The sequence below is a fragment of the Bacillus sp. FSL H8-0534 genome, assembly GCF_038005885.1.
Lineage (GTDB): Bacteria > Bacillota > Bacilli > Bacillales > Bacillaceae_G > Bacillus_A > Bacillus_A pseudomycoides.
This window is the reverse complement of sequence record NZ_JBBOUC010000001.1, coordinates 3,898,214-3,913,172: the sequence shown is the minus strand read 5'-3', so window position 1 is coordinate 3,913,172 and position 14,959 is coordinate 3,898,214. Positions and strand designations below refer to the sequence as shown.

Genomic DNA, 14,959 nt, shown 5'->3' with positions numbered 1-14,959 from the left:
AGTATGAGTTAATTTAAATATATTCTAAAACATGTTACATGTTCCGTCAAACTAAACTGCAATTTTTTCTTCTACTGTTTCTTCCACTTTCACTCGTTTATCATAAATGCTTGTTGCGATAAGCGCTACTACAAGCATTACCATGATTGCTATAAACAATACTTCCATATTGTATAAGTCAACAATTGCTCCGCCAACAACTGGGCCAAACATTTTCCCAACAGTCGCTGCGCTATTTACAACACCTTGATAAAAACCGAGCTTATCATTTGGTGCAAGGATATTCGCAATCGTTGGAACAGCTGGCCAAACAAATAATTCACCAATTGTTAATGTCACCATCGCGACAAGGAACATGGTAAATTGCTGTGCTTGACTAAGTACAATAAATGACACTGCAAAAATGCCGATTCCGATCATAATTTGTTGTTTCAAAGAACGCTTCATCGCACGAATAATCGTACTTACTAATGGCTGCGCACAAACAATCATCGCCCCGTTTATCGTCCATAACAGGCTGTAATGACGAAGGCTAATATTTAATTCCTGCATATGTGTCGCAATCGCACCTTGCCATTGTACATATGTAACCCAGCATAAAGCATATGCTACACATACGATAAGAAGTGCCTTGAATCCTGGTGTAAGTGACCAACCTTTTTTCTTTCCTTCTTTTACTTCTACACTCTTATCTTTCTGATCTTCCATACCACGGAATCCGATAAAGGCAATTAAGAAGAAAATAAAGTATAAAATAAAGTTCGCTAAGAAAATATAATCAAAACGATAAGAAGCAACTAAACCACCGCACGCTGTACCAACAGCGATTCCAACGTTTTGTCCAACATACATCGCATTAAATGCTCTCCGTCCGCCTTCTGGCCAAACCGTACCAACCATCGCATACATCGATGGAAAGACCATACCAGAACCGAATCCAATTAACGCAAGCCACACAATATATAATGGCCAACCATGGAAGAATACAAGACCTAAAATCGCTAATAGTGTAATCACAATTCCTACTAAAATCGACTTATATCCGCCCCATTTATCAAATAAAACACCGCCGAGTAAGTTACCAATTACTCCTGTTAACGAGTTAATCATTAATACCATTCCGGCCACAGATAACGATTTTCCTAAATGATCATGTAAATAAATTGTATTAAATGGCCATAAAAAAGAAGCACCTGTGACATTAATAATCATCCCAGCTACTAATAGCCATACTTTCCTTGGCATAGTTTCCCCTCCTATTCTGTTTTTTTCGTTCTATACATAACAGTAAAATTGTAGTCGTTTTTAAATAGGAAGGCAACTGATTAATAGTTGATGAAATTCAGATAATGATATTTAAATGAAAAAGAAAAAATACCGAGCACCCTCTACTCGGTATTTTCTAACTCTTAGTCCTCTTTCGGAAGAACAATTCCTTTATACAATTGAACTGTAATGAAGTAGTAAATTGTGTAAATGACCACGAAAATTACAATTGGTAACCAAATACGGAAATACGGGTCAATTAAGATAAATCCGAAAATATTCATACCAACTAACACGTGAGCAATACCGACAATCGCTGGGAATAAGAATACTAAGAATAATTCTTTATAGATAGACTTCGTTAATAATTCACGGCGAACACCGATTTTACGAAGCATTTGGTAACGTGTGATATCGCTTGATGCACCCGATAGAATTTTAAACATTAAACAACTTGCCATCATTGCTAAGAAAGCAATTCCTAGGAAGAGCCCCATAAATACTGTTCCACTAGCGATGCCGTAAAATCCAGTATAAAACTGGTTCTTACTTTGCAAGGAATTTTCTTTTACATTTTTATATTTAACTAGCTGCAACTCGTCAATTTTTTTCCACTCTTTTTTATATGTTAAGAAATCATCTACTTTTCCAAGTAATGCAACGCCCTCTTTACCTTGCAAACCATCATACATTTTTTGGTCTACAATTTTAATTGTTTGATTAGGGGATACATAAATTGGATGAATCGTGCTTAATGCCTGATCCCACTCCTTTGGAATCACATTATCAGATTTTTCTTGACCGGAACTCGAAATCGCACCTACTGGCAGTTCTTCAGAAACTCGTTTTACTTTACCAATATCTTTCATTCCTTTAAAATCTTTTAAATCTTGTATTAAAGGACGATTTTTCTCTAAATCTTCTTTTAAATAATAGACATATTTATCGTCTGTTTTGTAACGATATTCACTTTTCTCTTTAAATGTAATACCATCTAAAATTTTCTTCTCTTCGGCTGTTGGATTATGAATCGCAACATCATAAATTGCCAAACCATCGACAGTAAGCATAACGTTATTTTTGAACGCCATACCGCCTGAAATCGCACCCGCTCCAAGCGCCACTAACATCGCTACTGTAGCTAGTACTTTTGTTAAGCTATTGATGCGGAAATTTAACTGTGCAAATGTAAAAGCATTAAGTCCTTTTTCAGTACGCTTTTTATTACTCTTTAGCTTTTTAATAATAAGCGGAAGGAATGTTCCAAATAACATGTAAGTTCCAGACGTTACAGTGATTAATGCAATAATAACCCCCATTTGCGCCAACTTACCCATGTAAATCATAGAAGCATAGCCGATTGCTAATAGAATAATTCCAACGAATGCAGCTATAACAGTCTTTACTCCTGCTTTAGAAACACGATCCGTTTTAGAATCAGCATGAACCAGTTGTAGAACCGTAATACGTGATAATTTGATACTATTCATAATTGCTGATAAAACAAATAGTACTAAGAAGAAAATACATGTAACAAGCATAGATGGAGCATAAAATGCATGATAGCCACCTGCAGTAAATTCAAGCTGTTGCATAAGTAGTTTACCAATTCCTTGCGCGAGCCCTACACCGACTGCAATACCAACTACAAGAGATGCTGCTCCTAATACAATTGTTTCAATAAACATAAGCAGTGTCACCTTATGCTTTTTGGCTCCTAACATCATATACATACCAAATTCTTTTTGACGAAGTGATAGCAAGAAAGAATTAGCATATAAAATATAGAAGAATGTAATGATAGCTAATAGTACCGCTCCAGCATGGAAGACGAATTGAATACTACTGATTACAGAATTCGCCTCAATAAACGCTTTATTCAATGCTAACGTTTGGAACATGTAAAAGATCGAAATTGACATTACAAGACCAACAAGTAAGACAATGTAATCTTTCAGCTTGCTTTTCAGTCCTGACATAGAAAGCTTAAATAACATGTCTGAACCTCCTTTCTTATGCTTTTTGTGTGCCTAAGTCTGCAAGCACATCTAAAATTTCTTTATAGAACGCTTCGCGCGTACCACCGCGGTGAATTTCTTTGTATAACTCGCCGTCTTGAATGAATAAAATACGCTGACAGTAACTTGCGCTATATGGATCGTGGGTAACCATCATAATCGATACACCTTGTTCTTCATTTAAGTTTGTCATTGCATCTAAAAGACTCGTTGCATTTTTAGAATCAAGCGCTCCTGTTGGCTCGTCTCCTAAAATGATCGCTGGCTCATGTACAAGCGCACGCGCTGCTGCTGAACGCTGTTTTTGTCCACCAGATACTTCAGATGGGTACTTTTGAAGTATTTCTGAAATTCCTAACATTTCAGCTACCTTTTCTACTTTCGGTCCAATTTTACGTGATGGAACGCCTTGCAAAGAAAGTGGCAGAGCAATATTTTCATAGATTGATAAGTTTTCTAATAAGTTAAAGTCTTGGAAGATGAATCCTAACTTTTGTGAGCGGAAATCAGATAGTTCTCCTTGCTTCATTTTTGTAATATCTGTACCTGCAATTTCAACAACGCCGCCCGTTGCTTTATCCAATGTTGAAATTACATTTAATAACGTTGTTTTCCCTGAACCAGATGGCCCCATAATTCCAACAAATTCACCCTCTTGAATAGAGAATGATACACCTTTTAAGGCATGTGATTGGCTCTCGCCTTTTTTACCGTATACTTTTTGGACGTTTTTTACGTCTACAACTGGTTTGCTCATCCTATATCCTCCTACAATTGTTTTTCCACTTCCTAGTTTGTACCATTTCTGCATCATCTACCATTGTTTAACATTACATTTACCTTACACTTTTGTAATATAAATGCTTATTTTTCATTTTTTTAGAACCATATCAATAGATTCATTCCATTCAGTTTCATAGAAAAAATCACATTAAAAACGTGTTACCTTGCTAACATTTACATTCGTAATATACATCGACATTCTTTATTTTCATAGTATTGTTCGTCTATATCCCTTCCCCTTCACATTTTCCTTATCATGCTTTTTATAAACAAACCAATACATCCAAAAATTTAAATGTCCATCTATTAACATACCATATATTACCACAAATAACGATAAAAAATTCGTAATATTCGGCAATTCAGATTATAATGGCGCACAAAAAGCCGAGCCCATGTAAGCTCAGCTTTTCCTTTTATTGTTTTAACCTTTTAAAACGAATTCATTCCCTTCATTATCGTTAAAGATAGAGAATGTACCCCAAGGCATTTTATTTGGCTCTTGTGTAAATTCTACCCCGTTCTTCTTCATTGTTTCATACGTTTCTGTCATATTTTCTGTTACGAACACGATTGATGCTTTTAGCTCATTTGCATTTGGCATCATTGTTTTGGGATAAATGACTAAGTGCGAACGTGTGCCTTTTGGTCCTACTTCAATCCAGCTTGCGTTTGGTCCCATTGGATCGTTACGATATACTTCAAATCCCGCTTTCTCTGTCCAAAATTCAAGTGCCTGTTGTTGATCATCTACGTAAACTGCTACTGTACCAATATGTGCAATCATTGTTTATTCCTCCGTTACTCTGCTTACTTGAATCTTAATTATAACGGAGAGATTCAAAAATACAAAAAGCTGCTCCATTTCTGAAGCAGTTTTTTCTCCAACATTATTTTTTTAAAGGCGTAACTGTCCAATACGTAATCACACGCCAAATTTATTCGAATGGCCCCATCTTGAAAAACTTCATCTAGATGACACTGAAAATAATTTAGATTGTATAAATTGCAATACATACATATAGAGTCTGCATATACGTCAGGTTTCCTGTAAAATTAAACAAGCGACCTGGCTTACTCTGATTGCTTTGATTTTTGTGGTTGTCCTTTTTTACGATTACGCTGTTTTGCTTGTACCACTGGATCGAGTTCATTTGAGAACTCAGCGTTATGTCCATTTTGCGTTTTTTGCTCTGGGTTATTTTGATCTGAGCGCTTTGCCATTACATTCACTCCTTATTAGTGCGGTGTAATAATCATTTGGTGCTGTAATTGACGAACTGCCATACGTGCACGATTTAATTGCTCACGTTGTTCATCATTCGCATGTTGCTGCATAATTTGTAAATCGTTATAAGCTTGTTCTAATTGTAATTGTGCATCAGAATACTCCATTGTATTGTAATGCTCTTGTCTACTTCCGATATCTAATTGCTCTTTTGCATATTCTATAGCTTGCTCTGCTTGCGTAATGTATTCTTCAAGTGATTGACGCTCTGCCATGATGTAGCCTCCTTGCCTTTAGTTCTCCCTTAGTGTGTCCCTTCCATATCGACCTTATGAGTATGTTATAATGGATTTTGTTTCATTTTAGGCTTTAGGAGGGATATGTAATGAAGGTTCAAAACCCTTTTCCATATACAAATGACAATAAACGTTACCATACGTGGAATTATCACTTACGAAAAGAATTCGGCGAAAAAATCTTTAAAGTTTCATTAGACGCTGGATTTGATTGCCCAAACCGTGATGGCACAGTCGCATACGGCGGATGCACATTTTGCAGCGCTGCTGGTTCTGGTGACTTTGCTGGCGATCGCCGCGATGATGTTGTAACGCAGTATCATGAAATGAAAGAAAAAATGCACTCGAAGTGGAAAGATGGAAAGTGTATCGCTTATTTCCAAGCATACACCAATACGCATGCTCCATTAGAAATGCTAAAAGAAAAATTCGAACCGCTGTTGGCAGAAAAAGATGTTGTTGGTCTTTCAATCGCAACTCGTCCCGACTGTTTACCTGACGATGTCGTTGAATATTTAGCTGATTTAAATAAACGCACGTATCTTTGGGTTGAACTTGGACTGCAAACCGTTCATGAGCGCACTGCGAACCTCATTAACCGTGCTCATGATTATCCATCATATGTAGAAGGTGTAAACAAACTTCGTAAGCATGGCATTAAAGTATGCTCCCATATTATTAATGGGCTTCCGCTTGAAGACTACGACATGATGATGGAAACTGCACGTGAAGTCGCAAAACTTGATGTACAAGGTATTAAAATTCACTTACTTCATTTATTAAAAGGAACACCAATGGTGAAGCAATATGAAAAAGGACAGTTAGAATTCCTTTCTCTTGAAGATTATGTCAGTCTTGTTGTGGACCAACTTGAAATCATTCCAGCAGATGTCATTGTGCACCGCATCACAGGTGACGGTCCACCTGACTTAATGATTGGTCCAATGTGGAGCTTAAATAAATGGGAAGTATTAAATTCCATCGATGCGGAATTTATACGCCGCGGAAGCTGGCAAGGAAAATATGCAAATGAGGTGAAACCCGTATGAAATTAGAACGTGTATTACCGTTTGCACGCACGCTTTTGCAAACAGCTGTCAAAGAAGGTGATTATGCTGTAGACGCAACACTTGGCAACGGTCACGATACTTGTTTTTTAGCGGAGATTGTTGGCGAACACGGGAAAGTATTCGGATTTGATATTCAGCGTAAAGCAATTGAAAGTTCGGCTACTCACCTAAAAGAAAGAGGACTTGAAGAACGAACTGTTCTCGTTCATGATAGCCACGATACTTTGTTATCTGTATTACCAGAAGAAGCAAAAGGCAAAGTAACCGGAGCCATTTTCAACTTAGGTTACCTTCCTGGCGGTGACAAGCATATCGTTACAAAACCAAATTCAACGATAGCTGCTATCGAACAATTATTAGAAGTCATGGCACCAGAAGGCATCATCGTCCTTGTTATTTATCATGGTCATTCAGAAGGACAAGTCGAGCGCGATGCTGTCCTGCAATTCGCCGAAGAGCTGGATCAAAAACAAGCTCACGTACTTCGTTACGGCTTCATCAACCAACAAAATAATCCGCCATTTATTGTGGCGATTGAGAAACGCTAAATATATCGGCGATTCAACAAGAATCGTTATAAAAAACGTGCATGTGCTGCACGTTTTTTTATTGTTCCGAGAATAAAATATACCATATAATGGATGTGAGAAATCTATAAAGAAGGAGGCAATCATTTTGTTATTAGAACGAAAGGAAATACAAAAGGCCTATGGCAAACAACTGCTACTAAAAGACATTCATTTATCTATTCCAAAAGGACAAGCGGTTGCCATTATCGGTGGCAATGGTACTGGAAAAAGTACTTTACTCAAAATGATTGCTTCCATTCATCTCAAAAAAGAAATGCCGGAACTATTATGGGTTTTTCCGCCTATCAATAGTTTTCTGATGCTTGGACAATATGAACATCATTTGCTTGTTCACGTGCTTTGGCTTACTGCATAGGCACTTGCATATTCATTTGTTTTAATGAGTTTGTTTCTTTATCTTGTACGAAAAAGAAGGAACATGTAGACGAAAACAAGAATTTCTAAATTTAGATTATGAAATCAGGAGGATATACAACAATGATTGGAATACTAGCAGGAATGGGGCCGAAATCGACAGGCCCCTTCGTTGATACAGTAGTTGAGCAATGCCAAAGAGTATACGGTGCGAAACATGATATGGATTTTCCTCATATGATGATTTATTCTTGTCCAACACCTTTTTATATAGATAGACCGATTGATCATAAAGCCATGGAAAAGGCTATTATAAATGGTGCTCAAAAACTTGAAAACACAGGTGTCGATTTTATTGCCATGCCTTGTAATACAGCGCACTTATATTTTTATGAATTACAAAATTCAATTTCAGTTCCCATTTTAAATATGGTGGATGAGACGATAAAAGAAATACCCGATCACGTAAGGAAAGTAGCTCTCTTAGCAACCGATGCGACTGTTCAGTCCGGTATATATCAAGATGGGATCGCAAAACGTGGTATGGACTATATACATAAAAATAGCTGGCAAACGGCTATCACTCAAATTATCTCAAACATAAAAATAGGAGACTTGCCTGACGCAACTAAATCATGGCGTACACTTTGCATAGAATTAGCTGAAACGGTAGATGGAGTTATTATAGCTTGTACAGATTTAAACGTTGTATTAAACACCGGAGCACACAGCCTTTATTTAGTGGATTCATCAGCTTGCCTTGCGAAGGCAGTGGTGAATGAATACTTGTCCAACAAAAAAGTATAGAAGGAGAATTCCATGCAAATAGAAAACATCCCTTTTGAAATGGGCTATACATTCGATGAAAATCTCCGCGAAAAACCACTATCCCTTGCTGAAATGAAGCAAGGGATTACATTTTTAAAAACAAATTTAGCTCATTCAGATATATCATATGCGAAGCAATGCGGTTTAATTGGTGTTTACGACCGAATCGTAGAAAACCTTTCTGAGAGCAAATACTACTTACAAAAGGCCATAGAAAGATATGAAGCCTTACAACATACGCAAGGAATTTTTATTAACAAACTTCGCCTTGCTCATGTATATCATTGGGAAAGTGACTTTGAAAAAGCAAATGAAATCTTTGCTGAACTCTTTCATATGTTGCACCAAAATGCTTTAACAAATTACGAAGATTTTCTCTATCAACATTACGGAAAAAGTAAACTAGATGAAGGAGATCTGAATGTAGCTTTACCTTACTTTCAAAAAGCACTCCAAATTCGAATGAAAAAAGGAAATGAAGAACTTATTCGCTCGACAGAACTATGTATCCAACATTGTTCTTCGCGCCTATAAATATATCAATCCCTCGACAGAAATCGCTAAAAAGACGTGCGCATGCTGCACGTCTTTTTTATATGCCCCTAAAACTTTTAACATTTTTCACAATTCTTTCAAAGTAATCACACTTTATCCCGATATATTAAATGAGCATTCATTTTATAAAAGGTTGGACGGGGGATTTAAAATATGAAAAAGAATCGATCGCTTCATTATATTTTCTGGAGGTGGCATTTTTACGCCGGTCTCTTCATAGCACCACTACTCATTACTTTATCACTCAGCGGCATTGGTTATTTGTTTCGAGAGGAAGTTGAGAATTTCATCTATAAAGATTTATATTTTGGAAATAGTAGGCAAACAGAATCTCTTTCTATGTCTGAATCCATTTCAACAACAGAAAAGAAATATCCTCACTATAACGTGACGAAAATTAGCTATTTTAAAGATGATCATAATACAAGACTCACAATGGCAAATGAATATACAGGTGATCAGAAGTATGTTTACTTAGATAAACATAACCAAATTGTTGGGGATCAAAATGCTGATGCAACGTTTGCAAATATTATGCGAGAATTACATAGCTCTCTTCTAGTAGGCGGTACCGTTGTAAACTACTTAGTCGAACTAGCCGCTTGCTGGACGATTTTTTTAATTGTTACTGGTTTATATATGAGTATAAAACGCTTCAAGAAACCCCCAGTATCAAACGCTAGAGAGAGATCCAAACGACTTCATAGCATAATCGGTATTGTATTTACAATTCCACTCGTTCTCTTAGTACTAACAGGATTACCTTGGTCTGCTTTCATGGGAAAACAAATTTATAACATAGCAACTTCCAATGAATCACTAGGATATCCGAAATTATATATGGCTCCTCCAGAGTCTAAGTTTAAAGAGTTACCGTGGGCGACTAGACAAGAAACACCGCCACAATCAGATTCAAACGAACAGACAGCTCTTTCAATTGATGAGTTAGAGAAATCGATTCAAATTGAAAAACCATATGTCATTTCATTACCAAATGAGCCAAAAGGAGTATTCACTATTTCAAAATCTAGCGGTTCTGGTATTACAGGAATGCACGTATCACCAAATGAAGAGATTACTGCTTATTTTGATCAATATAGCGGCACTCTCATTTCAAAAATTGACTATCGTGATTATGGCTTATTTGCACAGTGGTTTTCTTATGGTATCCCCCTTCATGAAGGACATTTATTTGGATGGCCAAACAAAATACTATGCTTACTTACAACCTTGTCCTTACTATTCCTCATTTATTTCGGTGTTAAAATGTGGCTAGCAAGAAAGCCACAAGGTAAGGTGGGAGCACCATCAAAACAAAAGGATAAAAAAAGCATATTTGCCTTTATACTTATTATGATTTTATTAGGAATTGTCATGCCTTTATTCGGTTTATCTGTTCTTATTATTTTTGTAGTTGAGTTTTTACTATATCTATTCTCTAAAATACGGGTAAAAAAAGTATAGAAAAAAGCATTTGTACAATTCATCTTGTACAAATGCTTTTTATTTATGACCAATTTTTTCTTTCTCTCACGAATTAAAAAAAGAACATCACCAATAATCAAAATAGAAAAAGACGTGCACCAAATGCACATCTTTTTCTATTTCTATCACTGCGCCATTTTCTTTCGGTACATCTTCCCGTTCCAATAGAAGAATCGTGAAGTGAATCCACCATATTTCACGATGCGCCGTGCCATTTGCTGCATATTCTTTTGCTCTGATACCTTTTGATCAGATAAATAAATCCCAAGGAGACCGCGGCTAATAAGGCGATGAAACTTCGCATGTGGTAAGCCACCAATATTTCTTTCTGCTTCTTCCACAAAATGCTTCATTCGCTCTAATACGACTTGTTCATTTTCATAATAACTACAGAAATTTAAGTCCCCGCCAAGTCGGTCTTCTTCTTGATCAATAAAGTAATCAAGCAAAATATGAAGCCCTTGTACGTACGGGAAATAACCTTGCTTAATCTTTGCAATATCTTCATCAAGTAATTCATCATGAAACGCATACGCCACGAGACAAAAGATTCCAAGTGTTGATCCTGCACATGCCGAAAATTCAAACCAGCTCATTGGCGGTACATTTTCCTTATGAGCCTCAAACCATGTTTGTAAGCGCGGTTCTCTTTCTTCTAGTTTCACATGCTTATGAATTTGTAAATCACAATAATAACAAGCAAGTTCGTGAAGAATCGGAGCGATTTTATCATAGTGCTTCGTTTTCTTTAAAACATCTTGGCATGTTGCAACAAGCTCATCTAAATAACCACCATCATCTTGATCATCTCGATAACGATAGTAATTGCTTCCTTCACTCTCTGGTGTTAATGCAGTCAGCATTGATTCATGCAGTGCAGCAAAATCATTCGGATCAAGCGATGTACTACGATCACATAAATTATCTAAGTAATCACTAATCGTCTGATACGCCACAATAAAACGAATACATTCCTCGCGTTGTTCATTTGCGAGCAGCGCTAAAATACCACCGCCTTCACAATGAAATGTTTTATGCTCAATACTTGCAATCGCTTGACTATGAAGTTCGTCATTTGGAATATGGTAGGCACGCTCTTTCCACATCGCTAGCTCATGGTGTACAACCGGAAACACATCACGGTATACTTTCGCCATGAGCGTTATGGGATTACTCGGTACGTTCACTTCTTCCTTCATCTCCTCTATTAAATGTACAAATAATTATTTATTTGTTTCTATTATGTTATTTACATGTATTTCAGTAAATGACTTGATATAGTTCAAAATCTCATCTTGCTCATACTCATTTAATAGCTCATGGTAACAATTTGACCATTCTTTATATGCCTTATCACTAATATTTAAGTTATCAAACCATTTACGGACACGTGTTTTATCTACAATTTTATCCTCACATGCCTGCATTAGCAAGAGCGGAACGTCTGGAAACTCATCTATTTTGTCATGAGCAATCTCAATAGATTTTATCAATTCACTATACCAACGAACCGATACCTTGCGCAAGAACAATGAATCATTTTCCATCGCATCGCGAACTTCTTTATTTCTCGTTGACATGTTTACTGTAAGTTTGGTGGGAAATTGAAGTTTTGGCGTGAGAATATTTAACACCTTTGAAACAGCTCGAAGCGGAGCAGCAGGTACAGCTAATACACCTAAGCATGGCGAGCTTAATATAATTCCATCTATATCGTCTCTCTTCGTTTCTTCCATCATTCGAATGACAATAAGACCGCCCATACTATGTCCAAATAAAAAAATAGGTAGCCGATACTTTCTTGCTTCTTTCACCCATAATTTTATTTCTTCTATGTATTCATCAAATGAGTCAATATGTCCTCTATTTCTTGAAGTTGTTCCATGAGCTGGAAGGTCTCCCATGACAACATGATACCCGAAATGATTCCACATTTCTGCTAGCGCCTCATAACGTCCGTGATATTCCATCGCACCGTGCACCATCACGATTACCGCTTTGGCTGCTTCCGCTTCATAATTCCACATACGAAACTCCTCCATTTCACTCTTTTCCTTAATTTGATACACTAAAACTAGTTTCTAGGAAAGGAAGGCTTTACATGATATATCCTTATAAAGATAAAAATCCAAAAATTGCGAGTAGTGCTTTTATCGCTGACTATGTTACGATTACAGGCAATGTCACAATTGGTGAAGAATCAAGCATTTGGTTTAATACAGTCATTCGTGGTGATGTGTCTAAGGTAATAATTGGAGACCGCGTAAATGTACAAGATCAATGTACACTTCATCAAAGTCCACAGTACCCTCTTCTTTTAGAAGATGATGTAACAGTTGGACATCAAGTTATTTTACATAGCTGTACCTTAAAAAAAGACTCTTTAATCGGGATGGGATCTATTATTTTAGACGGTGCTGAAATTGGTGAAGGTGCATTCATCGGTGCTGGTAGTTTAGTTTCACAAGGAAAGAAAATTCCACCTAATACACTGGCTTTCGGTCGTCCGGCAAAAGTCATTCGCGAATTAACAGATAAAGATCACAAAGATATGGAACGCATTCGCAAACAATATGTTGAAAAAGGACAGTACTATAAGTCACTGCAAAAATAGTCTCTACTTGCTGCCACCACGATGGCAGCTTTTTTCGTTAAAACTCTAACGTTTTCTTTACAAAATCTTATTATTCCCTCAATAAAGTCTTATTAAAATAGAAGATATAATCTCAATATATATGTAAATGAGGGGGAGAGATTTCATGAAAGCTAAATCCGGCAGCTCCTTATATAAAATAGAATGTTACATTTTCAAAGGAATTAACCGTTACTTTGATCAAAAAACATTAAATATCTTTTTCCGTACCATTACACATATCGGTGGTGCAATCTTTTCCATCTCGCTCACGTTATGCTTTCTTATATTTTCACAGGGTCCTCTGCACGATGCAGCAATTACAGCAGCTCTTTCATTAACAATTAGTCATATTCCTGTGCAAATATTAAAAAGGTGGTATCCACGCAAACGGCCTTATTTAACAATTCAAGATGCAAAATATCCATCGCATCCATTAAAAGATCATTCTTTTCCGTCAGGTCATACAACAGCTATTTTTTCGGTAGTTGTTCCATTTATTTGTTATGATCCAAACTTATTAGTCGTTTTACTTCTATTAGCAATTATTGTAGGAATTTCCCGCATCTATCTCGGGCTTCATTATCCATCAGATGTATTTGTAGGTATGTGCCTTGGCACATGTTCTGGCATCATCTCTTTTTATCAATTCATTCCATTTTTCATGTAAAGGAGAGATTGGATGAGAGTCGCCATATTTACTGATACATTTACACCGCAAGTAAATGGCGTGGCAAACACACTAGATCGTTTGACCCTTTATTTTCAAAAACAAAATATTGCTTACTCCGTATTCGCACCGCAACATACAGCAGAAGATGATTTCGTAGCCAATGTGAATAAAATGAGAAGTATTCCGCTAAAAATACTGTATCCAGAATGTCGATTCGCTTTTCCAACTCCGCGTATTAAGCGGGAACTTCTTAACTTTCAGCCGGATATCATTCATGTCGCTACTCCTTTTAACATGGGGCTATGCGGCATGTATTACGCGAAAAAATTAAATATCCCTCTTGTCGGTTCTTATCACACTGACTTTGATTCCTACTTGCAATATTATAAAATTGAATTTTTCTCCAATATGTTATGGAATTATTTAAAGTGGTTTCACAGTAGTATGCAAAAAAACTTTGTCCCTTCTCCTGAAACATTACAGCAATTAACTCAAAAGGGATTTCGAAATTTATATATATGGGGGCGCGGCGTAGATTGTTCCCTCTTCCATCAGTCTTACAATAAAGACCTATTCCGAAAAAAATATAATATTACTGCTCCATACATTCTTTCCTATATCGGACGCATTGCCCCTGAAAAAGATATCGAAACACTGCGTACACTGATTCACACAACAATAAAAGAGCGAAAAGATAATATTCATTGGCTCATTGCAGGAGATGGTCCCCTTGCTGAAGAATTACGTGAAACTTTACCAGCAAACGTTACGTTTACGGGATATTTACAAGAAGAAAATTTAGCAGAAGCTTATGCATGCTCCGATCTCATGGTATTTCCATCGGCCACAGAAACGTTTGGCAATGTCGTTCTTGAATCGCTCGCATGTGGTACACCAGTCGTTGGTGCGAATTCTGGCGGGGTAAAAAATATTATTACAGATGGAAAAACAGGTTTTCTTTGCGAGCCCAAAAATTCGAACTCATTTTTATCATCTATTTATCAGTTATTAAATAACGAAGAAATGCGTAAACAGATGGGCATAGCCGCTAGATTCTACGCCACTACACAAAGCTGGGATGAAATTTTTCATGGTTTATACATGCAATATGAAGAGGTGCTTCACCAAAATAATACCGAACTACTTGCGTAATAAAAAAATTGACCTCAAAACATATAACA

At 36.7% G+C, this 14,959-nt stretch carries 16 protein-coding genes and 3 pseudogenes; 10 read left to right on the top strand and 9 right to left on the bottom strand.

The genetic code is table 11. From position 1 onward, the window contains the following. Nucleotides 1–51: 51 nt before the first annotated feature. The 7 genes and pseudogenes from MHH71_RS19865 to MHH71_RS19835 form a co-directional block, all read right to left on the bottom strand. Nucleotides 52–1,245 (bottom strand): MDR family MFS transporter, encoded by a 1,194-nt coding sequence (locus MHH71_RS19865; RefSeq protein ID WP_006096267.1) that lies wholly within the window; start codon nucleotides 1,243–1,245, stop codon nucleotides 52–54. A 164-nt stretch (nucleotides 1,246–1,409) separates the two neighbouring features. Beyond that, nucleotides 1,410–3,263 (bottom strand): FtsX-like permease family protein, encoded by a 1,854-nt coding sequence (locus MHH71_RS19860; RefSeq protein WP_006096268.1) that lies wholly within the window; start codon nucleotides 3,261–3,263, stop codon nucleotides 1,410–1,412. Between the two features lie 16 nt (nucleotides 3,264–3,279). Then, nucleotides 3,280–4,041: an ABC transporter ATP-binding protein gene (locus MHH71_RS19855; protein WP_018782089.1), complete on the bottom strand. Its 762-nt coding sequence runs from the start codon at nucleotides 4,039–4,041 to the stop codon at nucleotides 3,280–3,282. A gap of 450 nt (nucleotides 4,042–4,491) precedes the next feature. Continuing rightward, nucleotides 4,492–4,854 (bottom strand): VOC family protein, encoded by a 363-nt coding sequence (locus MHH71_RS19850; RefSeq protein ID WP_006096270.1) that lies wholly within the window; start codon nucleotides 4,852–4,854, stop codon nucleotides 4,492–4,494. A gap of 151 nt (nucleotides 4,855–5,005) precedes the next feature. Continuing rightward, nucleotides 5,006–5,137, bottom strand: a pseudogene (locus MHH71_RS19845) (DUF418 domain-containing protein); the annotation flags it as partial. Nucleotides 5,138–5,141: 4 nt separating this feature from the next. Continuing rightward, nucleotides 5,142–5,291 (bottom strand): hypothetical protein, encoded by a 150-nt coding sequence (locus tag MHH71_RS19840; RefSeq protein WP_003208774.1) that lies wholly within the window; start codon nucleotides 5,289–5,291, stop codon nucleotides 5,142–5,144. 15 nt (nucleotides 5,292–5,306) lie between these two features. Continuing rightward, a complete protein-coding gene (locus MHH71_RS19835; RefSeq protein ID WP_003208776.1) occupies nucleotides 5,307–5,570 on the bottom strand; it encodes a YtzC family protein in 264 nt (87 codons plus the stop codon). Between the two features lie 110 nt (nucleotides 5,571–5,680). On the opposite strand from MHH71_RS19835, the gene MHH71_RS19830 reads away from it, so the two are divergent. The 7 genes and pseudogenes from MHH71_RS19830 (at nucleotide 5,681) to MHH71_RS19800 (ending at nucleotide 10,452) form a co-directional block, all read left to right on the top strand. Then, the gene (locus tag MHH71_RS19830) at nucleotides 5,681–6,640 is read left to right on the top strand and encodes a TIGR01212 family radical SAM protein (RefSeq protein ID WP_006096271.1); all 960 of its coding nucleotides are present in this window, start codon (nucleotides 5,681–5,683) and stop codon (nucleotides 6,638–6,640) included. Beyond that, nucleotides 6,637–7,209, top strand: a complete 573-nt coding sequence (locus MHH71_RS19825) for a class I SAM-dependent methyltransferase (RefSeq protein ID WP_033799167.1) — start codon at nucleotides 6,637–6,639, stop codon at nucleotides 7,207–7,209. Before MHH71_RS19830 ends, MHH71_RS19825 begins: the two co-directional genes overlap by 4 nt. 127 nt (nucleotides 7,210–7,336) lie before the next feature. After that, nucleotides 7,337–7,483: pseudogene (locus tag MHH71_RS19820) on the top strand (ATP-binding cassette domain-containing protein); the annotation flags it as partial. Beyond that, nucleotides 7,466–7,675 (top strand): annotated as a pseudogene (locus MHH71_RS19815) (ATP-binding cassette domain-containing protein); the annotation flags it as partial. The pseudogenes MHH71_RS19820 and MHH71_RS19815, both read left to right, overlap by 18 nt. Before the next feature lie 53 nt (nucleotides 7,676–7,728). Continuing rightward, nucleotides 7,729–8,412 (top strand): aspartate/glutamate racemase family protein, encoded by a 684-nt coding sequence (locus MHH71_RS19810; RefSeq protein WP_033799168.1) that lies wholly within the window; start codon nucleotides 7,729–7,731, stop codon nucleotides 8,410–8,412. A gap of 12 nt (nucleotides 8,413–8,424) precedes the next feature. Further along, nucleotides 8,425–8,967: a hypothetical protein gene (locus tag MHH71_RS19805; protein ID WP_006096275.1), complete on the top strand. Its 543-nt coding sequence runs from the start codon at nucleotides 8,425–8,427 to the stop codon at nucleotides 8,965–8,967. 174 nt (nucleotides 8,968–9,141) lie between these two features. Then, a complete protein-coding gene (locus tag MHH71_RS19800; RefSeq protein ID WP_003208782.1) occupies nucleotides 9,142–10,452 on the top strand; it encodes a PepSY-associated TM helix domain-containing protein in 1,311 nt (436 codons plus the stop codon). Between the two features lie 146 nt (nucleotides 10,453–10,598). Here the strand turns inward: MHH71_RS19800 and MHH71_RS19795 are convergent, their stop codons facing one another. After that, the gene (locus MHH71_RS19795; RefSeq protein WP_018764576.1) at nucleotides 10,599–11,660 is read right to left on the bottom strand and encodes a tetraprenyl-beta-curcumene synthase family protein; all 1,062 of its coding nucleotides are present in this window, start codon (nucleotides 11,658–11,660) and stop codon (nucleotides 10,599–10,601) included. A 36-nt stretch (nucleotides 11,661–11,696) separates the two neighbouring features. Continuing rightward, nucleotides 11,697–12,500 carry an alpha/beta hydrolase gene (locus MHH71_RS19790; protein WP_018764577.1) on the bottom strand — a complete coding sequence of 268 codons (804 nt, stop codon included), beginning with the start codon at nucleotides 12,498–12,500 and terminating at the stop codon, nucleotides 11,697–11,699. Nucleotides 12,501–12,574: 74 nt separating this feature from the next. On the opposite strand from MHH71_RS19790, the gene MHH71_RS19785 reads away from it, so the two are divergent. The 3 genes from MHH71_RS19785 (at nucleotide 12,575) to MHH71_RS19775 (ending at nucleotide 14,930) form a co-directional block, all read left to right on the top strand. Further along, a complete protein-coding gene (locus MHH71_RS19785) occupies nucleotides 12,575–13,087 on the top strand; it encodes a gamma carbonic anhydrase (RefSeq protein WP_006096277.1) in 513 nt (170 codons plus the stop codon). A gap of 145 nt (nucleotides 13,088–13,232) precedes the next feature. Next, nucleotides 13,233–13,775 carry a phosphatase PAP2 family protein gene (locus MHH71_RS19780; RefSeq protein ID WP_003201315.1) on the top strand — a complete coding sequence of 181 codons (543 nt, stop codon included), beginning with the start codon at nucleotides 13,233–13,235 and terminating at the stop codon, nucleotides 13,773–13,775. 12 nt (nucleotides 13,776–13,787) lie between these two features. Then, on the top strand, nucleotides 13,788–14,930 hold the full coding sequence (locus MHH71_RS19775) for a glycosyltransferase family 4 protein (RefSeq protein WP_006096278.1): 1,143 nt from the start codon (nucleotides 13,788–13,790) through the stop codon (nucleotides 14,928–14,930). Nucleotides 14,931–14,959: the final 29 nt, after the last annotated feature.